Consider the following 22,262-nt stretch of genomic DNA (forward strand, 5'->3'; position numbering starts at 1 on the left):
GTGCCACCTCAGCGGGCCTTGAACAGCCCTCCGAGGATGCCGCGCACAATGCGTCTGCCGGTGGTGCCGGTCAGCTCCTTCATGACCATCTTGGTCATCTCCTCACCAAAGGATTTGTCCGTGGATTTGCGCGAGGAGGTGCTGCGCGTGCCGGTCTTGGTCGATGCGCGTTCATAGCTCTGGCCATCATAGCGCCGCGCCTTGGAGAACTCGCGCTCAAGCTCGTCGCGGCCCCGGACGTTTCCGGACGCCTCCGCCTGTGTCGCCTCGGCGGCTTCGGCCTCTTGCGCCGCCGCAGCCGCGCGGGCTTTCAACAATTCAAAGGCACTTTCGCGGTCCACCACCGCCTCGTATTTTCCCGCAATCGGCGAGGTTTTGACGATCTCCTCGCGCTCGCCCGCCGTGATCGGCCCGAGCTGCGACGAGGGCGGGCGAATGAGCGTCTGCTCCGCCATGCCCGGCACGCCCTTGGCCTCCAGAAACGATGTGACCGCCTCCCCCGTCCCGACTTCCTTGATCGCGGTTTCGATGTCGAAGCGCGGGTTCATCCGGTAGGTCTCTGCGGCAAGTTTCAGCGCCTTCTGATCGCGCGCCGTAAAAGCCCGCAGCGCATGTTGTACGCGGTTGCCGAGCTGGCCGAGGATGTCCTCGGGCACGTCATCGGGGTTTTGCGTCACGAAATAGACGCCGACACCCTTGGAGCGGATCAGGCGCGCAACCTGCTCCACCTTGTCGACCAGCGCTTTGGGCGCGTCGTCGAACAGAAGGTGCGCCTCGTCGAAGAAGAACACCAGCTTGGGCTTGTCCGGATTGCCGACCTCGGGCAGCTCCTCGAACAGCTCGGACAGCAGCCATAACAGGAAGGTGGCGTAGAGTTTGGGCGAGGCCATGAGCTTGTCGGAGGCGAGGATCGAGATGCGCCCGCGCCCGTCGGGATCGGTGCGCATGATGTCGGACAACTCCAGCGCAGGTTCGCCGAACAACCGGTCGCCGCCCTGGTTCTCCAGCACCAGAAGCGCGCGCTGGATCGCGCCGACGGAGGCCGTCGAGACATTGCCGTAGCGCAACGACAGGCTGTCGGAATTCTCGCCGACCCAGACCAGAAGCGATTGCAGGTCCTTGAGATCCAGAAGCGGCAAGCCCTGTTCGTCGGAGACGCGGAAGGCGATGTTAAGCACCCCTTCCTGCGCCTCGGTGAGCTGCAAAAGCTGGCTCAGCAGAAGCGGCCCCATCTCGGAAACGGTGGTGCGGATCGGGTGGCCCTGCTCGCCGTAGAGATCCCAGAAGGTCACCGGGAAACTGTCATAGCCGAAATCGGTGAAACCGATGGTTTCGGCACGCGAGGTGAAGGCCTCGTGCAGCTTGCCCAAAGCGTCACCGGATTTCGCGAGGCCGGAGAGATCGCCTTTGACGTCCGAGAGGAACACCGGCACCCCCGCTTTTGAGAAGCTCTCCGCAAGGATTTGCAGCGTCACCGTCTTGCCGGTCCCCGTGGCGCCCGCGATCAGCCCATGGCGGTTGCCATATTTCAACAAAAGGTGCTGTGGCATGCCATAGCCCTCACCGCCACCGCCCACGAAAATCCGGTCCATGCCCGTCTCACTCATCCTCTCGCCCCTTCACTCGAACGTCCGCATCAGCGATTCCATTGGAAATCCTCTGAAAATTCAGCCGCGTATGCCGCCACAATACAATCTTAACCAATTTCTGCCAGACTAAGTGTCATCCGAACCACTCCTCTTCGGTTCGGAATGACTTCCTCCCTGTCAGACTGGCCGCACCTCCTTGGGTGCGGCTTTTTTCGCCTCTGCGCCGAAGCGCACTACAACGATCCTCTCGGGGCGACAGCCCTCAACGACAGCACGCAAGTCCCGCATTTTGTGGAATTTTACCGTAATTTCCGACATGCAATTTTTCGTTGACGCCATCACGATCCTGTCATACCGTTCCTGCCAATAAGTCGGCCAAGTCCGATGGGGAGAAGTTAAAACCATAGAAACCTGTGTTTTTGAGACAGGTGGCGATTGGATCGCAAAGGCCTCGGGAAACCGGGGCTTTTGTTTTTCGGCCCGTCGGTCCCGGCATGGAAAATTCCGGCATGAGCGAAGCTTGGCCTGCGTGCCAACATCCCTCACGGTCTCACGAAAATATTCCGTCCTCCCCCCTGACAGCCTGCCATACGCATGATAGAGCAGGAGCAACCGATGATAACCAGCAATGGACAGATGATGATTTCCGTCTCTCGTACACTTTCCGTTTTCGCAACCGTCACCGCCTGTGCGCTCACCCTCGCACAGCCTCTGGCCGCTCAGGACAACACCTTGTCTGCGGGCACGCCCGTGAACCCCGATGGCACCGCCGCACCCGCCGACAATGTCGGCCGTCCCTACACGCTGGAAACCAATGGCGACTGGGAAATCCGCTGCCTCAAGGCGCCCGAGGGGCAACCCGATCCCTGCTCGCTCTATCAGCTCCTGAAAGACGATGAGGGCAACGAGGTCGCAGAGGTCGCGATCTTCCATGTCGGCCAGGAAAATGTCGAGGCCGCCGCGACCTTCACCACGCCGCTCGAGACCATGCTGACCGCACAGCTCGCCATGTTCGTCGATGGCGAAAACGGCCGCAAATACCCGTTCCAGTTCTGCAACAAGATCGGCTGTTACGTGCGCGCTGGCCTGACCGCCGCAGACATCGACCTGATGAAAAAGGGCAACGAAGGCATGGTCGCGATCATGCCGCTGGGCCGTGGCGACAACCCGGTCAAACTCAAACTGTCCCTGTCCGGCTTCACCGCAGGCTACACCAAGGTGACCGAGCTGAACGAAGCCGCCAAGAATGGCGAAGGCCCCACCGCACCGGATGCGGCACCTGCGGAATAATCCCGCTGACAGACATGACAAACGCCGCGCGGAGCGATCCGGGCGGCGTTTTTCTTTATGCTGGGCGGGCCGGTGAGGCTTACGGCGCCTTGCGCAAGGCCAGAACCGCGTTCAGCCCACCGAAGGCAAACGCGTTCGAGATCACCACATCGACCTTCGCGTCCCGTGCCTCGTTGGGCACCACATCGAGGGCGCATTCCGGGTCGGGTTCCTCGTAATTGATCGTCGGCGCGATGATACCGTCGCGCAAGGCCATGATACAGGCCAGAAGCTCGACCGCGCCGGTGCCGCCGATCAGGTGGCCGTGCATGGATTTCGTGGACGAGATCATGATGTTGTCGGCATGCGCGCCCAAAGCGTCAGCCACCGCCGCGCATTCGGTCTTGTCATTCGCCGCCGTGCCGGTGCCATGGGCGTTGATGTAACCGATGTCGGAGGCGTTGATACGCGCATCCTGAATAGCACCGGAGATCGCCCGCGCCGCCCCCTGTTTCGAGGGCATGACGATGTCGGAGGCATCCGAGGTCATGGCGAAACCGATGACTTCCGCGAGGATCTCCGCCCCGCGCGCCTTGGCGTGGTCATAGTCCTCGAACACGAACACGGCGGCGCCCTCGCCCTGCACCATGCCGTTGCGCGTGAGGGAGAACGGACGGCAGGCGTCTTTCGACATCACCCGCAGCCCTTCCCAGGCTTTCACGCCACCAAAGCACAACATGGACTCGGAACCGCCCGTCACCATGGCCGTCGCCACCCCGTGGCGTACCATGTTGAAGGCTTGCCCCATGGCGTGGTTCGAGGAGGCACAAGCAGTCGCAACCGTGAAACATGGGCCTTTGAGATTGTATTCCATCGAGACGTGGCTCGTGGCCGCGTTGTTCATAAGCTTGGGCACGACAAAGGGATGAACCCGGTTCTTCCCCTCTTCATAGACCATGCGGTAATTGTCGTCCTGCGTCGTCAGACCACCACCGGAAGTCCCCAAGACCACGCCGGAGCGCAGCGCCAGATCGCCGACGAACTCAAGGCCGGACTGGCTGATCGCCTGCTGCGCCGCCACGAGGGTGAACTGGGTGAACCGGTCATAAAGCGCCATTTGCTGACGATTGAACCGGCCTTCGGCATCCCAGTCGTGAATCTGCCCGCCGATCTTGATCGACAGCCGGTCCACGTCACGGAATTGCAGTTCGGAAATGCCGTTCTTGCCCTCGGCCATGGCCTTGAGCGTCGAGGGCACATCGAGGCCAAGCGCGTTGACCGTGCCTGCCCCGGTGATAACAACGCGCCTCATGCTTTCTGATCGGCGATCAGGGCTTCGACGGCGCTCACGATGGCGGCAACCGAAGAAATGTCGAACTCCGACTGTTCCGGTTCATTGGCGTTGAACGGCACGGTAATGTCGAAGGTTTCTTCAATGGCGAAAATGCTTTCGACCAGCCCGAGGCTGTCGATCCCAAGGTCTTCGAGAGACTGATCGAGCGAGACATCCGCCGGGTCCAGAACCGCCTGTTCCGCGATGATCTCGATGATCTTCTCTTTCACATCCTGCGACATATGCGCCCCTCCGATCCGAAACTTGAGCCTGATTTAAAATGAAATGGCGCCGGTTGAAACAGGTTTTTGCCTTACGCCCCCATCAAATGACGCAGCGGACCGGGCCTCAGCCCTTCTCGCGCAGCTTCGACAGCACCCGCGGCAGACGCCGGAGCGCCTTGTACATCTCGACATGGGTCTGCATCGCCACCGCCGGGTAGCCCATCATCGCCTTGCCTTTCGGCACGTTCGACAAAACGCCGGTGCCCGCACCGATGATCGCGCCCTGCCCGATGGTGAGATTGTCGGCGGCGCCGGCCTGCCCGCCCATCACACAATAATCACCGATCACGGTCGAGCCGGCGATGCCGACCTGACCGCACAGGAGGCAGTGATTTCCGACCACGACGTTGTGGCCAATATGGACCTGATTGTCGAGTTTCGTGCCGTTGCCGATGCGGGTGGCGCGGATCGTGCCCTGATCAATCGTGACATTGGCGCCCAGTTCCACATCGTCGCCGATTACCACCGAGCCGATGGAGGCGATCCGCATCCAGGCCTGCCCCGCCGCCTCGACGGTTTCGCCAAGGCTTTCGCGGGCCTCTTCGACGGCGGATTTCTCCTGCGTCACGAAGGAAAACCCGTCCGCGCCGATCACGCCGCCGGGCTGGGCGATCAAACGGTCGCCGATAGTGGCTTTCGCACCGATTTTGACGCCGGGATGAATCAGCGCATCGTCGCCAATCGTGACGCCCGCGCCGATGGACACATGCTGGGCGATGCGGGCATTGCGACCGATCTTTGCACCTTTGCCAATCACCACGAGCGGACCGATGGCCGCGCCTTCGCCGATCTCTGCCGTGTCATGGATCACCGCCGTCGGGTGAATCCCCGGCTCAAGCCCAAGCCCGTGATCGAAGGCCGCCGTCACTCCGGCCATGGCCAGCCGCGCGCGTTTCACCAGAATGGCGGCCTTGAGCCCCAGCCCCTGCCAATCCGCGCCCTCCCAAAGCACGGCGGCCTGCGCCTTGCCCTTGGCGATGTTGTCGGCAAAATGCGGGTCCATCGCCAGCGCCAGATCGCCCTCGCCCGCGTCCTGAGGTTCGCGCGCGGCCTGAACGATCAGGCTCCCGTCGCCCGCATAAGGCGCATTGAGGGAAGCTGCGAGGTCCGCGATGGTGATGGGCATGATGAGGTCTCCGTCAATCTTGCGGAAGACATAAGCGCTCCGAACGGTTTTGAAAAGCAAAGGGGGCCGCAAAGCCCCCCTTATGTTTCCGACTGTTACGGCGGCGTGAGCCCTCTCGGAGGTTCGCCGCCGAGATCTCAACTTCCGACCGCGCGCAACTGCACACCCTTGGCCTTCAGCGCGGCCCAGATCTTTGCATCCCGCCCGTAAATGTCGCGACGATACTCGACGCCGCCTTTCGGCAGAGTCACGGCGGTGCGGTAGACGAGGTGCACCGGCACATGTTCCTCAAGCTCGATGATGTTTTCCTGACGGGTTTTCAGATGCGACTGGAACAGACCGACCGGATCGCTGCTCTGCTTGGCCAAAAGCGCATAGGCGAAATCGAAGGGCTGTTGCAGGCGGATACAGCCATGGGAGAAGGCGCGCACTTCGCGGCCGAAGAGGCTCTTCGAGGGCGTGTCATGCAGGTAGATGTTGTATTTGTTCGGGAACATGAACTTCACGAGGCCGAGCGCATTGCCATCCGAGGGCGGTTGTTTCAGCGCATAGGGGAAGGTCTTGGTGGTGTATTGCGAGAAATCCACATTGGCCCGGTTCACCGTACGCCCCCGGCTGTCGACCAAGCGCAGATGGCCCGCCGCGTTCGGATTGCGCTGCATCATCGGCAGGTATTCCTTGACGGCGATGGAACGCGGCACGTTCCAGGTCGGGTTGATGACCATGTGCTCCATCTCGTCGGAGAACTCGGGGCTACGGCGGTCGCCGGTGTTCTGGCCCACCACGGAGCGGGTTTCGAAGGTCACGCGTCCGTCGTCGACGATCTTGGCTGAGAAATCCGTCAGGTTGACCCAGATGTGACGTTTGCCCAGCGGCATGTTGATCCAGCGTTCACGCTCCAGCGCCACGAGGATCGAGGCGAGACGCGCCTCGGGACCGACATTGATCTCGGCCAGCGTGCCCTGCCCCACGACCCCATCCGGCGTCAGCCCGTGCTGCATCTGGAAGACCTGAACGGCCTTGGTCATCGCCGCATCGTAAGTGGTCGCCGCCGAGCGCGGCAGGTAGCCCATGGCCATCAGACGGTTGCGCAGCGCAATCACACCATTGCCGCTTTCGCCCGGTTCGTATTTCGATCCCGGCACCGTCGGCCCCCAGCCGCCCGCGCCCAGAACACGCTCCATATTCGCCTTCTCCTTCAGAAGGCGGGCATATTCCGGCGAGCCGGGCTCCAGTTTGCGCAGATAGGCCTGCGGATTGGATTTCACGAAATTGGTGAGCGTCTGCACGCCGTCGCGGTAAGGCACCTGACGCACCAGGCCCGCGTCGATGCGGGACGGGATCAACTGACCGGTCTGGATGTCGCGGGCGTAATCGAGAAAGAGCTGCGCCATGGCGACTTCGGCGCGGCCCAGATCGCGGTCGGACTTGATCGCGCGCAGATTGGCTTCGAGCAGCGTGGTGTCATAGGGGGCGAGGCCCTTTTCCGGCGCCGCCTGCACCGCACGCAGCAGCGCCTGACGGCGGGCTTTGGCGCGCGCGCTGTTGTCGGTGAAGATCGGTTTGTAACCGGTGGCGCGATAGAATTCGGACAGGTCCTTCGAGGACGCCGCCGCCTCGGCGATGGATTGCATCAGCGCACTGACCTGTTGCGCCGGTATCTGTTCGGCCTGTGCGGGCATCGGCGCCATCGGCAAAGCCGCCACGCTCACGCTGGTCCCCAGAAGCACGGCACTCAGGGTCTGACGGGTAAAGGCCGGAAGCCGGAACAAGGGGGCAAACAGCATGGCGATCCTCGGACAAAATTCAGCAGTCATTTCAGCGAGCCTACAGGAGATTGCGACTTTGCGTCAGGGGGAAGAATGCACCCTGGGGACACATGTGCCAAAAGCACAACACATCACGGATAAGGGAAGAAAACGGCATTTTTCCCCTTAAACCGCGCACGAAGCTGCACGGCAAAGCCTGATCGAAATGCCCTCTTCCGGAAGGCGAAACAGCATCCGCTCCTCGTTCCATGCCCAAATATTGAGACATTTTTACTCCGTTCGACGGCCAAATCCGCGTGTTTTTCCGGCAACAGACAAGCGGATAGCTGCAAATTGCGCAAAAAACTGCCGATCGCCCGCATTCCCGGCAAATCCGGGCAAACCGATGCTTGGCCGAAGAATCGCAATGTGCCATAAAGCTGTCAGAACGGTGAACAGATCGTTACTTTACTGTGTGTCCGACGGGTTCGAAGGCAAAACCCTTCATAATCCGGTCAAAAGGACCAGAAAACGTGCCGGGTTTGATACCCGTCATGGTGCTGGCGAAAACATGGTAAAGAATGCCGTAAACAAACGGCAAGAAGTGTCGAAACAATCGGCACGCAACAGCAAGACCGCATGAGGCGGGAACAGGTAAGCGACGGGACGCTTTTGAGAATGACCAAAACCACTTCGGGTGTGATTTCACGCCGCGGGCTTCTTCGCGGATTTGCAGCAACAGCCATCAGCGCAGCTCCGGTCTATGCCAATGCCGCTGGCTTCCTGCGCGGCTCCGGCGACATCCGCCGCATCAACATGTACTCGGGCCGCACCGGTGAGAGCATTGACACGATCTACTGGGTCGAAGGCGAATACATCCCGGAAGCGCTCAAAGAAGTCACCTATTTCATGCGCGACTGGCGCAATTCCAAACTCAAGGCGATCGACGCGCGCACCGTGGACATCATGACCGCCGCGCATCGCCTGATGGAAACCGACGAGCCCTACATGCTCCTGTCCGGCTACCGCTCCCCCGAGACCAACGCCATGCTGCGCGCCCGCTCCGGCGGCGTTGCCAAGAACTCCCTGCATATGCGGGGTCAGGCCGCAGACCTGCGCCTCAAGTCGCGCTCGGTGTCGCAAATGGCCTCTGCTGCGAAATCCTGCTCCGCCGGTGGCGTGGGCACCTACCGTGGCTCCAACTTCGTGCACATGGATTGTGGCGTGGTCCGCACCTGGAACGGTTGAGACAGAAGGCTGATCCCGAACAGCTTTGGAAAGCCGCCCCATCCGGGCGGCTTTTTTTGTTGGTAACCGCTCGTGAAAGATTTATATGACCTTTCCCATCGGGTTCGTCCTGTTATCGAACCTGCAAAACCCTTTCAGAAAGAGACTTTGAGATGAAAAAGAGATTTCTCCCCCTGCCCTTGTTGCTTCTGACCGCCTGTGTCGAGCCCATGGCTTATCCGGGGCAGCTCGACAAACAAGCCGCTGTCGCAGCACAAAGTTCCGCAACGCCGGTCGATCAGATCGCATTGACCCAGGCCGCGACGATCAACGGCGGGCGCTACAAGGAGCTTGGGCAAATTGAGGCCAGCGTTGGCAAGGTGACCGCGTTCCATCCGACGCCATCGGTTGCAGATGCAGAAAAGAAATTGCGGATCGAAGCCGCCGAGCTTGGCGCCGATGCCGTGATCAACGCAAAGATCGGTGCGCCCCACATCTGCCCTCTGAGCTGGTCGTGCCGCGACGTTTCAGGCACTGCCGTGGCTCTCCCCAAGTGATCCAGACAAACAAAAACGGCACCGAAATGGTGCCGTTTTCTCAGTCTCTATCTCTGTCCCGACAATCTATTCCGCAGGCGCCACCGGTTTGAGCCGCCCTGGTTCGTTGCTCTCGAGATAGGCCTCCTGTTCCGGCGTCAGTTCAATGCAATCGTAGCCGGTCACCATCGGTTTGACATGTTCGCGGAATCCATGCCCCGTGGTCAGCAGGTAGACGTGAACGATCACGAAGGCAAAGATCACATAGGCCGCCAGCAGGTGAATGTTGCGCACCACTTCGAGAACGAAGGTGCTGTCCGCCCCGCTGTCCCAGAAATTATAGGTCAGGTAGATGATCCCCGAGACCCAGATCGCCGGGAAGACGACCCATTTCAGCCCAAAATAGGTCGCGGCCTGAAGGGGGTTGTGTTTGCGCAGCATCTGTTTCTGATAAGGTGGTTCCTCGCCCTTGAAGATGCCATAGGCATAGTAGCGCGCGGTGGCGAGCATACCTTCGACCTTCGGCAGGAACTGCCGCCAGGTGCCGGTGGTGAACAGCCAGAAGGTGGCGAAGATCCAGACCACCAGCAATGTCAGAGCCGAGAGCGTGTGCAGCATGACCGCCGGGCCGAAGGGGATAAGCTCATGCACGCCGCTGACCCGCAAACCGGTGAACATCAGAACCGCGATCAACAGCGCCTGGGTCCAGTGCCAGAGCCGCTCGAAGCGGGGATAGACCTTGACGAAACGTTTGGACATCAGTGGGTTCCTCCTTTACCGCGCGACAGGAGCCGCAACAGGCCATGACCGACGACACCGAGCGCGGAGAGCAGCACGAGAAGCTGGCCTAGGCGCCCGACGATGGAATTCGGGTTGGTCCCCGGCATCACGACGCCCGCGAGGCCGACAAGACGCCCGTCTTCCGCGTGGCATTCGGCGCAATCCATCGCCTCGTCGGCAGGCGCGACCATATGGGTGATCGGCCAGTACATATAAGTGTCGATGAACCCGTATTCGCCGGAATAGGGCGAGCCTGCGGCTTTCATTCCCGCCTCGATCGCCTTGCCCCAATCGTAATTGGTCCAGAAGGCCGTGTCCGTGGTCGGTCCCCAGACGTGGGAATAGGCCAGCTTGTTATACCCCGCATCATAGGACTGCCGCCCAATCATGCGTTTGAACGGCCAGATCCGGCTGTCCTCGCCATCGGGGGTGCCCAGCACCTTGTTGATCTCGACGACCTGCGTCGGGTCGATCTCTTCCTCCGGCAGGGTGTATTCCACCGCGCCGTTGAACCAGGCGTAATAGGGTTCGACATTCTCGCCCCATTCGAAATCGCCTTTGATCGTCAGATAGGTGTGAAGCTCTTCGCCATTGCTCTGGGTGAAATTATGTTCGGCAATCGGCTGACCGGCATTGTTCAGACGCCCGGCCGTTGACCAGTCCCATTTGGTTTTCGTCGCGACACCGCCGCGGGCGAATTCCGGGATGTGACAGGTCTGACAGGCCACCTTGTCGGTATGATCGTTGAGCTTGATCGCCATAAGATCGCCTTCGTGCGGCTCGGTCCCGTGGCAGCTTTCGCAGGAGGCGGAGAACCGATGTTCACCCGGCTCACCCGTACCGATGGTGTCCTTCGCGTCCATCAGATAGCGCGACCCGGCCCAGTTGTGGCTCTCTTCCGTGTGGCAATCGGAACAGACCATATTGGCGCCGTCTTTCGACATATGCACGTCGGTGTGGATGTCCGGATCGTAAAGCGCCGAACTCAGATCGCCGTGCTTCACGTTGTCGCCGCCGCCACCGTAAAAATGGCACTGGCCGCAATTCTCGCGCGTCGGCATCCCCACGCTTTGCGCCGATTTCATCAGATCGACCGCCCAGGCATCGGCCCCGGTGATCGTCTGCCCCTTGACCGGCTCGCCCGGAACATCCCCCAGCGGCGGATGCCCGGCCCCGGTCGACAGCTTGGCATATTGCCCGGACTGGTCGTGACAGACGAGACAGTCGACCGCGGTCGATTGCTGCGGCGGCGCGCTGTGCATGTCGTCCCAGCCATAGCCCGCGTGACACGAGGTACAGCGCGGCTCGTTGCCGACGACATTGCCGCAAAAGGCGTTGATCACCTTGGACTTGCCAAGCGTCTGGCCCGTCACCGGGTTGTCGAATTCCCACTGGAAGTGGATCGAATGCATGACCTGATCGTCCGCCTCGGTATGGCACGACAGACAGGCCGCCGTAACTTCGGGGCCGGACTTGAACTCCTGCTGCAGGATCTCGAATTTCGAGTGATCCGCCGTCGAGCCCTCTCCGGGCACGGGCGGGATCACCTCCTGCGCGAAGGCGACACTGGCGGTGAGGCCGAACGCGAGGCTGTAAGCAAGGCGGGCGAACGCGGTGGTGTTGCGGCTGGCGTGCATGTGCTCCTCCCATTCACACGAGTCACCTCGCGCGTGGTATAAATTCACCCCAGTGAATACGAGCGTATGCGCAACCTCTTTGATCTATCGCAAATGCATCTTTGAAAATCGCTTGATCACCGTATTTTCCGATCAAAACCTTGAAACATTGCGTTTGTGCCAGGTGCAGAGCCCCGCCCACCGAAGCGGACAGGGCCGGTTTCCCGCTGCGGACCGACAGAACGGCTCAGCGGATGCCCGCAGCCGCAAGCCGTGGCAGAACCTCATCGCGGAAATAGGGGAATTCCTCGACGTAATCTACGAAGGACAGCGTCGTACCGGCAAAACCCGCGTCATGCAGCCTGATCAGCCCCTCGGCGACCTGATCCGGCGTGCCGATCAAGGGGAAACCGCCATGGCCAAGCGCCATCACATTGCGGATCTGTGCCAGAAGGTCGTGCGGGAAGCTCTGGGCATGGGCGAATTGCAGGTTCACCAGATTGTCCACCGCCTCCCAGTCGATCTGGCTCATGATATAGTCGTGATATTCCTTCGCCTCGGCCTCGGTCGGGCGACAGATCACATGGCTGAAGGTCAGAACGCCGACATCGCGCCCCTTGCCCGCCGCCTTTTCGCGCAACTCCCTGATCTCCCCGACCGAACGGCTGAGGTCGATCGCGGGGGTGAAGAGGTAATTGGCATTCTGCGTCGCGAACTCACGGCCAAGGCCCGACCCGGCGGCATTCAGAATCGGAACCTCGCCGTTGAGCGGCCAGGGATCGCCCTTCACCCCTTTAAGATTGAAATACTCTCCCTCCCAATCGAAATGCTCTTTCGCGGTCCAGAGCTTTTGCACGATGTCGAACCATTCCTGCGCATAACCGTAGCGGGTCTCATGATCCTCCGGCAGGGTGAGCCCCAGCGCCTCGTATTCCGGCTTGTTCCAGCCGGCGACCACATTGAGCCCCGCACGCCCCTGTCCGATCTGGTCCATAGTCGCGATCTGCTTGGCCACGACGACCGGGTGGTTTGCGGTGGTGTGGATCGTGGCGAAGACCGAAATATCTTTGGTATTCGCCAGCAAAGCCGTCGCCCAGGTGACGGTTTCGAGAACTCCGCCGTGGAAATCCGTCTCGCCGCCATAGCCGATCCAGCGCGCGATCGGCAGAATGAAATCCATGCCCGCCTCATCCAGCATCTTGCCGAGTTCGAGATTGTTCTCCCAGCTATTGACCCAGCGTTCGGGGGCCTTGCTGACCGTCATGCCCGAGGAGCAGTTCGACGAGAACGTCCCGAGCTTGAAGCCTTCCTTCTGAAGCATCTTGTTGTGTGCCATGTGTGTGTCTCCTGTTGGTCATTACGTTTGATTCGAGTTTTGCTTTGATTTTTTATTTAAAACTTGAAGCTTTAACGCCTCTTGTGTCAAGCCTCATGACAGGAAAGACTGGGGCAATAATGTGCGTGATGAAAAAGGGATCAGCGGTGAGCGACGAACAGACAGGTCCACGCGGGCTCGACTTCAAATGGCACCTCTCCTCCGACGATGTGGAAATCGCCACGACGGAGATGGAATTCGCCCTGATGCGCACTTTCGAAAGCTTTGGACGCTGGCAGGCGGAATGCCTGATTGCCGCCTCCGGGTTGACGCTGAGCGGGCCTGAGAATGCGCTTCTGCACATCATCCGGATGAACGACCGCCCAAAGTCGATCAAGGAACTGGCCCGGCTCAGCAATCGAGACGACATTCCCAACATTCAGTATTCACTCAGAAAAATGGTCTCAGCCGGGCTCATCACCAAACAGGGCACAAGCCGCACCGGCGTGACCTATGAGGCGACGGACAAGGGCAAATCCACCACCGATGTCTATGCCGAGATCCGCCGTCGTCTGCTGGTCAAGGAATTGCGCGAGATGCCGGATTTCGCCCAGAGGCTCGAAGAGGTCTCACGCACGCTCAACATGCTGTCGGGGATTTACGAAGAGGCCTCGCGCGTAGTTGCCACGCACAGGCGATAATCAGAGCCGATGCTCTCAAAGCCGCCCCGCACCCCGCAAGGTCTCGCTGGGCGTGCAGCCGAATTTGCGCCGGTACTGTTCGGAAAACCGCCCGAGATGAAAGAACCCGAGCTGCATCGCTACCTCGGTGACACGGGTGGCAGGCCCCGGATGGCTCAGCTCCTGCCAGGCGCGCTCCAGCCGCAGGTCGCGCAACACCGTCATCGGGGAGCGTCCCCGCCCGGCCCGAAACGCCGCCTGCAACGCCCGCTCGCTCACCCCGACCGCACGCGCGAGCGTTTCGAGCGTGATCACCTCCGTGAGATGCGCGCGCATATATTCCTCCGCCAGACGCACCGCTCGCGGCAAGGGCCCGCCGGTCTCCGCCGCCCGATCCGAAAGATTGTGCCGCTGGGTCTGCAACAACCCGACCATCAGCATGGTCTCCAATTGCTGCCCCATCAGCCCTCCCGCCCCCAAAAGACCCTCGCCGCTCATCGCATAGCTCAACAGCCCAAGGAAGGCCTTGCCCTCTCCCGCGCGCATGTCATTAGCGCCTGAGAACCGCAGGCTCTGCCCCGTCGGCAGACCGAAATGGCTCCGCGCCGCCTTTTGCAGCGCCTCGCGCCGGACCTGGATCATCAACTGCGCACAGCCCTCGCCCCAGATCATGCAGGTATCCTCTTCCGGATTCACCACACCGCCACGACCGCCGCCGATCTCGTGGCAGTTCGTGCCGTTGGCAATCGAGGCATGCCCGGAGAGCGGATATTGGAACAGGTAGAAGTCGCGCAGCGCCCCGGGCGTGATCATCGTCTTCGCCGTATAGGTCATCACATTGACCGACAGAGCGCGCCCCGACAGCCGGTTGTGCCGCGCCTCGAACCGCCCGCGCCCCATCGGATCGAGCCGGTGATCGCAATAGACCTCCGCCACCCGCGCGCGGGCCTCGTCCACATCGGTGGAGGCAAAGAGCGGCGAGGCGGACAGCGGAAGGGCCTCTGGCCGCCCATGGATCTGATGCATCCCACCAAGGGACATGGCACCCCCGACTTGCTTCAAGAGTGAAGTAAATATTTGCGCATTCCGGATAGGCCGGACGCAATCAGGATAGCGCGCGCCCGGGTGTGGCAGGCAAGTGTTTTTTACAAATTCATAACAAACAGGGAGACGCAGATGCGCGGATTGAAGGACAAAGTCGCGATTGTGCCCGGCGGTGCCACAAAAATTGGCGCTGCCGTGGTGAAATGCTTTCGCGAGCACGGAGTGAAGGTGATTGTCGCCGATATTGACGCCAAGGGCGGCGCGGCGCTCGAAGCCGACGGGATCACATTTGTCGAGGCCAATATCCGCTCGGATAACGACATCGCCAGGATCGTCGCCACCGCGATGGAGACCTATGGCCGGATTGACTTTCTGGTGAATGTCGCCGCCACCTATCTCGACAACGGTGCGGAGAGCACGCGGGCCGAATGGCTCGAAGCTTTGGATGTGAACATTGTCGGCTCGGTCATGCTGATGCAGTCGGCGCGCGCCGAGCTTGCGAAGAACAAGGGCGCGATCGTCAATTTCGGCTCGATCTCGGCCCGCGTGGCACAGACCGGGCGCTGGCTTTACCCGGTGTCGAAAGCAGCGATCCTGCAACTGACGCGCAATCAGGCGATGGATCTCGCCCCCGACGGCATCCGCGTCAACGCGGTCTCGCCGGGCTGGACCTGGTCCAACATCATGGACAGCCTGACCGGCGGCGACCGCGAAAAGACCGACGCCGTCGGCGCGGACTACCACCTCTTCCCCCGCGTCGGCGACCCGGAAGAGGTGGCGCAGGCGATCATGTTCCTCTGCTCCGACGAGGCGTCTTTCGTGACCGGCACCGACATTCGCGTTGATGGCGGCTATACGGCGATGGGCCCCGAAGGCAAGCTTCCGGCGATCCCGCGCCTGATGGACTGATCCGATAAAAACCAAGCTAAAACAAAGACAACAGGAGAGAAGCGCATGAAACGCATCACCATCGTCGGCGGCGGCCAATCGGGCCTACAACTCGCCATCGGGCTCTTGCAAAAGGGCTATGACGTCAAGATCATCCAAGACCGCACCGGCGATCAGATCGCTGCGGGCCGGGTTTTGTCGTCGCAATGCCAGTTCGACGCGGCCCTGGACCACGAACGCGCCCTTGGCATCAATTTCTGGGAAGACACCTGCCCGCCGGTCGAAGGCATTTCCTTCACCGTGCCCAACCCCGAAGGCCCCGGCAAGGCGGTCGAATGGGCCGCCAAGCTCGACGCCAAGGGGCAATCCATCGACCAGCGGGTGAAGATGCCGCGCTGGCTCGAAGAGTTCTCTCGTTTGGGCGGCGATCTGGTCATTGCCACGGCGGACATCGCCATGTTGGAACACGAGGCCAAGAGCGCCGATCTGGTGTTGGTGGCCTCCGGCAAGGGCGAGATCGGCAAGCTTTTTGAGCGCGACGCGGAGCGCTCGCCTTTCGATGCGCCGCAGCGCGCGCTGGCGCTGACCTATGTCCATGGCATGGCCCCGCGCGAAAACTTTTCGGCGGTGAATTTCAACCTCATCCCCGGCGTTGGCGAATATTTCGTCTTCCCGGCGCTCACAAAATCCGGCCCCTGCGAGATCATGGTGTTCGAAGGCGTTCCCGGCGGCCCGATGGATTGCTGGAAGGACGCAACAACCCCCGCCGCCCATCTCGAAACCTCGCTCAACATCCTGAAAACCTTCACGCCGTGGGAATATGACCGCTGCAAAAACGTCGAACTGACCGATGACAACGGCATTCTCGCGGGCCGCTTCCCGCCGACCGTGCGCAAACCGGTGGCCACCCTGCCTTCGGGCGCCAAGGTGCTGGGCCTCGGCGATGCGGTCTGCCTGAACGATCCGATCACCGGCCAAGGTGCCAACAATGCGGCCAAGGCGGCGGCGGTCTATTTCGACGCCATTCTCGCGCAGGGCGACAAGCCCTTCGACGAGGCGTGGATGAGCGCCACCTTCGAACGCTTCTGGGATTATGCGCAATGGGTCGTGCGCTGGACCAATATGATGCTGCTGCCGCCGCCGCCCTTTGTGCTCAACATCATGGGTTCGGCGCAGGTTCTGCCGGGGCTGGCGCACCGGATTGCCAACGGCTTTGACGATCCGCGCGATTTCTTCCCGTGGTTCGCTGATCCGGCGGCCGCCGAAGATTATCTCACCAGCCTTCAGGCCGCCTGAATGCTTGATGTCGCGACCTTCCGTCAGGCCATGGGCCTCTTCCCGGGTGCTGTGACATTGATCACCACCGGGGAAGGCGATCTGAGGCGCGGGATCACGGCGACGGCGGTGTGTTCGGTCACCGACAGCCCACCGTCGCTCCTCGTTTGTGTCAATCGCAAGACCGGGACCTGTTCGGAAATCCAGCGGTCGGGTTGGTTTTCGGTCCAGCTTTTGGGGGCGGATCAGGCCGATCTGGCGCTGTGTTTCGCGGGGGCGACCGGCGCGACCGGGATCGGGAAATTCGCCACCCCGGACTGGACCACCTGCCCCGCTGGCCAGCCTCGGCTCAAGGCGGCTTTGGCGAGCCTCTCGTGCCGCGTCACATCCGCAAGCGAAAACGGCAGCCATATGGTCTTTATCGGCGCGATCGAGGATGCAGCACTTCGCGATGGCGAGGCCTTGATCTACGCCCAATCGTCTTTCCGGCGCTTGGAGCCTGTCTGAGCCAAGACCCGAAAAGGCCCCAGCGGGGGCCTTTTTTCTGCTGTATTTACTGCGCCAATTCCGGATGCAGATACCGCGCCAGCCCCGCGCGGCAATCCTCCGGCCAGGGGTGGGATTTGTGATCCTTGGTCGAGGTCATCACAATGAGCTGCTCGATGGTCCAGAGCACATCGCCGTTCGCCGTCACCACCGTATAGAGATCGAGCGAGCTTTTCCCGATCTTGCGCACATGCACGTTGAACTCCAGCACATCGCCATAAACGGCGGGCTTCTTGAACTCGATGTTCATTTTCACGGAGGGCAGTCCCAGGTGGCGCTCGAACATCAGCTCCTTCCACGTCACGCCAAACGACGCGAACATCGCCTCGTTCACATCCACCAGCATCGACAGATAGGCCGGGTGATAGGCGATCCCCGTCAGGTCGCAATCGCCAAAGCGCATGGGTTTTTCAATCGTGAAGGGCATGACGCGTCCTTTTCGTTATGCAGGCGTAGACCCGAAAACCCGAGTCACTCGCGGAATATTACTTTATGTCTAAACATTATGCACAAAATTAAACAGGTCAAGAATATCTGTGACATTCCCTTAAAACACAATTTATAGCCTTAATTTATTCATGCTTTCATGATTTGAAATTTTTGGCTCGATATTTATTTTAGCCTTGAAGTATTTTTAAATACAGATAATCTAAACAAAACCAAACAGGGAAAGTATGCGCCATGAAGATCGCCATTCTCGGCGGCGGCCCCTCCGGCCTCTATTTCGCCATTTCGATGAAGCTGCGCGATGCAGCCCATGAGATCACCGTCTATGAACGCAACCGCTTCGACGACACCTTCGGCTGGGGCGTTGTGCTCTCGGACGAAACCATGTCCAACTTCGAGGACAACGATCCAGTATCGGAGAAGATGATCCGCGATCACTTTGCCTATTGGGACGACGTCAAGGTGGTGCGCGGCGATGAGGCGATGACCTCCGGCGGCCACGGCTTCTGCGGCATCGGCCGCAAGCAGATGTTGCTTCTGTTGCAAGACCGCGCCCGCGAACTGGGCGTCCATCTCGCGTTTGAATCCGACATTACGCCGGAGCGCATCGAAGAGCTGAAAGCCTCGCACGACCTGCTGGTCGCCGCCGACGGGCTCAATTCCAAGACCCGCAGTCTCTACGAGGATAAGTTCCAACCCGAGATCGACATGCGCAAGAACCATTTCGTCTGGCTCGGCACACATCAGAAGTTCGACGACGCCTTCACCTTCATCTTCGAGGATACCGAACACGGCTGGATCTGGGCTCATGCCTATCAGTTCGACGAGGACACCGCGACGTTCATCGTGGAATGCGGGCCGGAGACCTACAGAGCCTTCGGGTTCGACACGCTGTCGCAACAGGACAGCATCGCGCTGTGCGAAAAGATTTTCGCCAAGCATCTCGGCGGCCATGCCTTGATGACCAATGCCAACCACATTCGCGGCTCCGCCTGGATCCAATTCCCGCGCGTGACCTGTGAAAACTGGTATTTCGACAATGTCGTGCTTCTGGGCGACGCCTCGGCCACCGCGCATTTCTCGATCGGCTCCGGTTCCAAGCTTGGCATGGAAAGTGCGATCATGCTGGCCGACGAGCTGAACTCCGGCAAACCCGTTCGTGACGCACTGCAAAGCTATCAGGACGAGCGTAAATTGCAGGTGATCCGCGTCACCTCGGCGGCGCGCAACTCCACCACATGGTTCGAAGAGGTGGAACGCTACCTATCCCTTGATCTGATGCAGTTCAACTACGCGCTTCTGACCCGGTCTCAGCGGATCAGCCATGAAAACCTGCGTCTGCGCGACCCGGACTGGCTGGGCTCTGCCGAAGCGTGGTTTCAGAAACAGGCCGGAAGCAATTCCACCCGCCGCCCGATGTTCGCGCCGTTCAAGCTGCGCGACATGGAGCTGGTAAACCGCGTCGTCGTCTCCCCCATGGCGCAATACAAGGCCAGGGACGGCATGCCGACCGACTGGCACCTGATCCATTACGCCGAGCGCGCCAAGGGCGGTGCGGGCCTTGTCTTCACCGAAATGCTCTGTGTTTCGATGGAGGGCCGGATCACCCCCGGCTGCCCCTGCATCGGCGAAGATCAGGTCCCGGCATGGTCGCGTCTGGTCGAGTTCGTCCATACGGAAACCCCCGCAAAGATGTGCGCCCAGATCGGCCACGCGGGCCGCAAGGGCTCGACCCGTCTCGCATGGGACGGCATCGACAAACCGCTGCCCGAAGGCGAAAACTGGCCGTTGTTGTCGGCGTCCGCCATCCCGCTGATGGAGGGCAATGTGGTCCCCAAGGCGATGGACCGCGCGGATATGGATATGGTCAAGGCCCAGTTCGTCGAGGCCGTGCATGCCGCTTCCAAAGCGGGCTTCGACATGATCGAAATGCACGCTGCCCACGGCTATCTTCTGGCCTCCTTCATTTCCCCCGTGACCAACACGCGCGACGATGACTATGGCGGCAGCCTGGAAAACCGCATGCGCTATCCGCTCGAAGTGTTCGAGGCGATGCGCGCCGCATGGCCCGCCTCGAAACCGATGACCGTGCGCATTTCCGCCCACGACTGGATGGGCGACGCGGGCGTCACCCCCGAGGAGGCCGTCGAAATCGCTGCCCTGTTCAAAGCCGCCGGCGCCGATGCGATCAACACCTCGTCGGGCCAAACCGACAAGGCCGAACAGCCGGTCTATGGCCGCATGTTCCAGGTGCCGTTTGCCGACCGCATCCGTCAGGACGTCCATGTGCCAACGCTGGTCGCGGGCAATATCTACGAGCCGGATCACGTCAACTCGATCCTGATGGCCGGGCGCGCGGACCTTGTGCTTTTGGCCCGTCCGCACCTTGCCGACCCCTACTGGACGCTGCACGCAGCGGTCGAGTTGGGCGACGAGGAACAGGCATGGCCTGCCCCCTACGAGGGCGGTCGGCGTCAAGCCAACACCTTGGCCGAACGGGCGAAAGCGATGGCGTCATGAGGCTTGCGGGCAAGAAAGCCTTTGTGACAGGCGGCGGCTCCGGGGTTGGGGCCGTCATCGCCACCATGCTTGCGGACGCGGGCGCGGAGGTCACGATCTGTGGCCGCCGCGCGGGCCCTTTGGAGGCCGTCGCGACTCATACGAACATCTCCGCCACCGTCGCCGACATCACCGACGAGGCCACGATCTCGGACGCCATCGCCGCCTGCGCGCCCGACATCGTCGTGGCCAACGCCGGCGCTTCGGAAAGCGCGCCTTTCGCGAAAACCGAACTCGCCGACTTTGAACGGATGATGCACGTGAACCTGACCGGCACCTTCCTGACCCTGCGCGAAGGGACAAAGGCGCTCAATGGCAAGCCCTGGGGCCGCCTCATCGCCATCGCCTCCACCGCCGGGATCAAGGGTTATCCCTATGTCGCGCCCTATGCGGCGGCGAAACACGGTGTGGTCGGCATGGTCAAATCCGTGGCCCTCGAACTCGTCCGCAAAGGCATCACCGTCAACGCCATCTGCCCCGGCTTTCTCGACACGGAGATGACCGCGCGCTCCATCGCCAACATCGTCGAGAAAACCGGCCGCTCCCCCGAAGAGGCCCGTGCTTCGCTCGAAGCCACCAACCCCATGCATCGCCTCGTGCCGCCCGAAGACGTCGCCCGCGCCGTGCTCTGGCTCTGCGGCGAGGGCTCCGATATGGTCACCGGACAATGTATTTCGGTTTCCGGAGGAGAAACATGAACGCTATTTTCAAACTGTCCCGTCAGGTCGAATTCAACCATTGCGACGCCGCGGGCATCGTCTTTTATCCGCGTTATTTCGAGATGATCGCCGCCGTTCAGGAACGGTTCTTCGCCGATGCGCTCGGCGCGAGCTGGGCGGAGATGACCCCGGCGGGTCTCGGCACGCCGATGGGCGAGATCACCGTGCGCTTTTCCAACCCGTCGCGGCTGGGTGACATGCTCGATTTCGCGCTGGTCGTCCCCCGGATCGGCACCGCCTCCGCCGGGCTGGACATCACCTGCCATTCGGGCGGCGAATTGCGTTTCAGCTGCAACGCCACCGTTGTCTACGCCGCGTTCGACACCGGCCGCTCCCTGCCCTGGCCCGCCGACTTGCGCACCAAACTCACAGAATTCCTCCCAGAAGACCGAAAGAAAACCGCATGACCGCACTGACCCCCCATATGTTTCTGCAACCCGACGGCTGGGTCCCGGCCAAGGGGTATGCCAATGGCGTACTGGCCGAGGGCCGCATTGTGTTCACCGGCGGGCTCGTCGGCTGGAGCGGCGCACAAGAGTGGGAGCATACGGATATGGCGGGCCAGTTCCGCCAGACGCTCGAAAATATCGTCGCCGTGCTCGCCGAGGCGGGCGCGCGCCCCGAACATCTCGTGCGCCTGACCTGGTACATCACCGACAAGCAGGAATACCTAGCGAACCTGCGCGCCTTCGGGGCGGCCTATCGCGAGGTGATCGGCCGGCATTTCCCCGCCATGGCCGTGGTGCAGGTCGCCGCCCTGATGGAAGACGAGGCCAAAATCGAGATCGAAGCCACCGCCGTCATCCCCCATGACTGAGGCCCTCCACAGCTCCGTCCCGGCCCTCATCACCGTCGCGCCCTACGATCAGGTGACGCCGCGCGGGACCATCTTCGGCGGCTGGCTCATGGCGCAGATCGACCATGCCGCCGGGTTGGCGGGACGTAAAATCGCCCAGGGCGATGTCATGATCGTCTCCGTCAAGGAGCTGACCTTCCTCGGTCCGCTCGCGCCCGGCGAAGAATTCGTGATGCACGCCGCCCTGATCCGCCGTGGCAACAGCTCCTTTACACTGTCGCTATCGGGCGAGGCAGAACCCGACACAGAATCCCGCCCGGTGCTGCGTGCCGAGGCTGTGCTCGTGGCGGTCGATGCTGAGGGAAAGCCGCGCAAATTGCCGGAACCACTCTCATAATTCCTGTCGCGACAGAGATACCTCGGGCCGGGCGTTTTCATGCCGCAGATGCAGCTTTCGCTTTACGCTCAGCTTTGAAAGTCGATAT

At 61.2% G+C, this 22,262-nt stretch carries 22 protein-coding genes; 12 read left to right on the forward strand and 10 right to left on the reverse strand.

The window, feature by feature from the left end:
• Positions 1 to 8: 8 nt before the first annotated feature.
• The gene (locus CEW89_RS03990) at positions 9 to 1,607 is read right to left on the reverse strand and encodes a helicase HerA-like domain-containing protein (RefSeq protein ID WP_244906157.1); all 1,599 of its coding nucleotides are present in this window, start codon (positions 1,605 to 1,607) and stop codon (positions 9 to 11) included.
• A 597-nt stretch (positions 1,608 to 2,204) separates the two neighbouring features.
• Here CEW89_RS03990 and CEW89_RS03995 point away from each other — a divergent pair.
• Positions 2,205 to 2,879: an invasion associated locus B family protein gene (locus tag CEW89_RS03995; RefSeq protein WP_066709587.1), complete on the forward strand. Its 675-nt coding sequence runs from the start codon at positions 2,205 to 2,207 to the stop codon at positions 2,877 to 2,879.
• A gap of 79 nt (positions 2,880 to 2,958) precedes the next feature.
• Here the strand turns inward: CEW89_RS03995 and CEW89_RS04000 are convergent, their stop codons facing one another.
• The 4 genes from CEW89_RS04000 to CEW89_RS04015 all read right to left on the reverse strand — a co-directional run bounded on the left by CEW89_RS04000 (position 2,959) and on the right by CEW89_RS04015 (position 7,388).
• A complete protein-coding gene (locus CEW89_RS04000) occupies positions 2,959 to 4,170 on the reverse strand; it encodes a beta-ketoacyl-[acyl-carrier-protein] synthase family protein (RefSeq protein WP_066709582.1) in 1,212 nt (403 codons plus the stop codon).
• Positions 4,167 to 4,433, reverse strand: a complete 267-nt coding sequence (locus CEW89_RS04005) for an acyl carrier protein (protein WP_066709579.1) — start codon at positions 4,431 to 4,433, stop codon at positions 4,167 to 4,169. The genes CEW89_RS04000 and CEW89_RS04005 overlap by 4 nt, the downstream gene beginning before the upstream one ends.
• A gap of 106 nt (positions 4,434 to 4,539) precedes the next feature.
• A complete protein-coding gene (gene lpxD, locus CEW89_RS04010; protein WP_096807126.1) occupies positions 4,540 to 5,601 on the reverse strand; it encodes a UDP-3-O-(3-hydroxymyristoyl)glucosamine N-acyltransferase in 1,062 nt (353 codons plus the stop codon).
• A 137-nt stretch (positions 5,602 to 5,738) separates the two neighbouring features.
• Positions 5,739 to 7,388, reverse strand: coding sequence for a L,D-transpeptidase family protein (locus CEW89_RS04015; RefSeq protein ID WP_096804982.1), 1,650 nt, complete (start codon positions 7,386 to 7,388; stop codon positions 5,739 to 5,741).
• A 639-nt stretch (positions 7,389 to 8,027) separates the two neighbouring features.
• Here CEW89_RS04015 and mepK point away from each other — a divergent pair.
• Both mepK and CEW89_RS04025 read left to right on the forward strand, forming a co-directional pair.
• The gene (gene mepK / locus CEW89_RS04020; protein WP_066709576.1) at positions 8,028 to 8,597 is read left to right on the forward strand and encodes a peptidoglycan L,D-endopeptidase MepK; all 570 of its coding nucleotides are present in this window, start codon (positions 8,028 to 8,030) and stop codon (positions 8,595 to 8,597) included.
• 152 nt (positions 8,598 to 8,749) lie between these two features.
• Positions 8,750 to 9,133 (forward strand): hypothetical protein, encoded by a 384-nt coding sequence (locus CEW89_RS04025; RefSeq protein WP_096804983.1) that lies wholly within the window; start codon positions 8,750 to 8,752, stop codon positions 9,131 to 9,133.
• Between the two features lie 66 nt (positions 9,134 to 9,199).
• Here the strand turns inward: CEW89_RS04025 and CEW89_RS04030 are convergent, their stop codons facing one another.
• The 3 genes from CEW89_RS04030 to CEW89_RS04040 all read right to left on the reverse strand — a co-directional run bounded on the left by CEW89_RS04030 (position 9,200) and on the right by CEW89_RS04040 (position 12,844).
• Positions 9,200 to 9,871 (reverse strand): cytochrome b/b6 domain-containing protein, encoded by a 672-nt coding sequence (locus CEW89_RS04030; RefSeq protein WP_066709570.1) that lies wholly within the window; start codon positions 9,869 to 9,871, stop codon positions 9,200 to 9,202.
• Positions 9,871 to 11,529, reverse strand: a complete 1,659-nt coding sequence (locus CEW89_RS04035) for a tetrathionate reductase family octaheme c-type cytochrome (protein WP_096804984.1) — start codon at positions 11,527 to 11,529, stop codon at positions 9,871 to 9,873. Before CEW89_RS04035 ends, CEW89_RS04030 begins: the two co-directional genes overlap by 1 nt.
• 226 nt (positions 11,530 to 11,755) lie before the next feature.
• Positions 11,756 to 12,844: an LLM class flavin-dependent oxidoreductase gene (locus CEW89_RS04040; RefSeq protein WP_096804985.1), complete on the reverse strand. Its 1,089-nt coding sequence runs from the start codon at positions 12,842 to 12,844 to the stop codon at positions 11,756 to 11,758.
• Positions 12,845 to 12,990: 146 nt separating this feature from the next.
• On the opposite strand from CEW89_RS04040, the gene CEW89_RS04045 reads away from it, so the two are divergent.
• Positions 12,991 to 13,524, forward strand: coding sequence for a winged helix DNA-binding protein (locus tag CEW89_RS04045; protein ID WP_244906158.1), 534 nt, complete (start codon positions 12,991 to 12,993; stop codon positions 13,522 to 13,524).
• A 15-nt stretch (positions 13,525 to 13,539) separates the two neighbouring features.
• Here CEW89_RS04045 and CEW89_RS04050 read toward each other — a convergent pair whose 3' ends face one another.
• Positions 13,540 to 14,544: an AraC family transcriptional regulator gene (locus tag CEW89_RS04050; protein ID WP_096804986.1), complete on the reverse strand. Its 1,005-nt coding sequence runs from the start codon at positions 14,542 to 14,544 to the stop codon at positions 13,540 to 13,542.
• Positions 14,545 to 14,679: 135 nt separating this feature from the next.
• On the opposite strand from CEW89_RS04050, the gene CEW89_RS04055 reads away from it, so the two are divergent.
• Genes CEW89_RS04055 through CEW89_RS04065 form a run of 3 tightly spaced genes read left to right on the forward strand, consistent with a single transcriptional unit; the run spans position 14,680 to position 17,217 of the window.
• Positions 14,680 to 15,456 carry an SDR family oxidoreductase gene (locus CEW89_RS04055; protein WP_096804987.1) on the forward strand — a complete coding sequence of 259 codons (777 nt, stop codon included), beginning with the start codon at positions 14,680 to 14,682 and terminating at the stop codon, positions 15,454 to 15,456.
• Between the two features lie 45 nt (positions 15,457 to 15,501).
• On the forward strand, positions 15,502 to 16,731 hold the full coding sequence (locus tag CEW89_RS04060) for a styrene monooxygenase/indole monooxygenase family protein (protein WP_096804988.1): 1,230 nt from the start codon (positions 15,502 to 15,504) through the stop codon (positions 16,729 to 16,731).
• Positions 16,732 to 17,217: a flavin reductase family protein gene (locus CEW89_RS04065; protein ID WP_096804989.1), complete on the forward strand. Its 486-nt coding sequence runs from the start codon at positions 16,732 to 16,734 to the stop codon at positions 17,215 to 17,217.
• A 46-nt stretch (positions 17,218 to 17,263) separates the two neighbouring features.
• Here the strand turns inward: CEW89_RS04065 and CEW89_RS04070 are convergent, their stop codons facing one another.
• Positions 17,264 to 17,683 (reverse strand): acyl-CoA thioesterase, encoded by a 420-nt coding sequence (locus tag CEW89_RS04070; RefSeq protein ID WP_096804990.1) that lies wholly within the window; start codon positions 17,681 to 17,683, stop codon positions 17,264 to 17,266.
• A 254-nt stretch (positions 17,684 to 17,937) separates the two neighbouring features.
• Between CEW89_RS04070 and CEW89_RS04075 the strand changes: the two genes are divergently transcribed.
• From CEW89_RS04075 to CEW89_RS04095, 5 genes are read left to right on the forward strand one after another with little or no spacing between them, the layout of a single operon-like run.
• The gene (locus tag CEW89_RS04075) at positions 17,938 to 20,223 is read left to right on the forward strand and encodes a bifunctional salicylyl-CoA 5-hydroxylase/oxidoreductase (RefSeq protein WP_096804991.1); all 2,286 of its coding nucleotides are present in this window, start codon (positions 17,938 to 17,940) and stop codon (positions 20,221 to 20,223) included.
• Positions 20,220 to 20,960 (forward strand): SDR family NAD(P)-dependent oxidoreductase, encoded by a 741-nt coding sequence (locus CEW89_RS04080; protein ID WP_096804992.1) that lies wholly within the window; start codon positions 20,220 to 20,222, stop codon positions 20,958 to 20,960. Before CEW89_RS04075 ends, CEW89_RS04080 begins: the two co-directional genes overlap by 4 nt.
• On the forward strand, positions 20,957 to 21,388 hold the full coding sequence (locus CEW89_RS04085) for an acyl-CoA thioesterase (RefSeq protein WP_096804993.1): 432 nt from the start codon (positions 20,957 to 20,959) through the stop codon (positions 21,386 to 21,388). Before CEW89_RS04080 ends, CEW89_RS04085 begins: the two co-directional genes overlap by 4 nt.
• The gene (locus tag CEW89_RS04090; protein WP_096804994.1) at positions 21,385 to 21,798 is read left to right on the forward strand and encodes a RidA family protein; all 414 of its coding nucleotides are present in this window, start codon (positions 21,385 to 21,387) and stop codon (positions 21,796 to 21,798) included. Before CEW89_RS04085 ends, CEW89_RS04090 begins: the two co-directional genes overlap by 4 nt.
• Positions 21,791 to 22,174 carry an acyl-CoA thioesterase gene (locus tag CEW89_RS04095; RefSeq protein ID WP_066709541.1) on the forward strand — a complete coding sequence of 128 codons (384 nt, stop codon included), beginning with the start codon at positions 21,791 to 21,793 and terminating at the stop codon, positions 22,172 to 22,174. Before CEW89_RS04090 ends, CEW89_RS04095 begins: the two co-directional genes overlap by 8 nt.
• Positions 22,175 to 22,262 lie beyond the last annotated feature (88 nt).

Source organism: Celeribacter ethanolicus (genome assembly GCF_002407265.1).
In the GTDB taxonomy this organism is placed as follows: domain Bacteria; phylum Pseudomonadota; class Alphaproteobacteria; order Rhodobacterales; family Rhodobacteraceae; genus Celeribacter; species Celeribacter ethanolicus.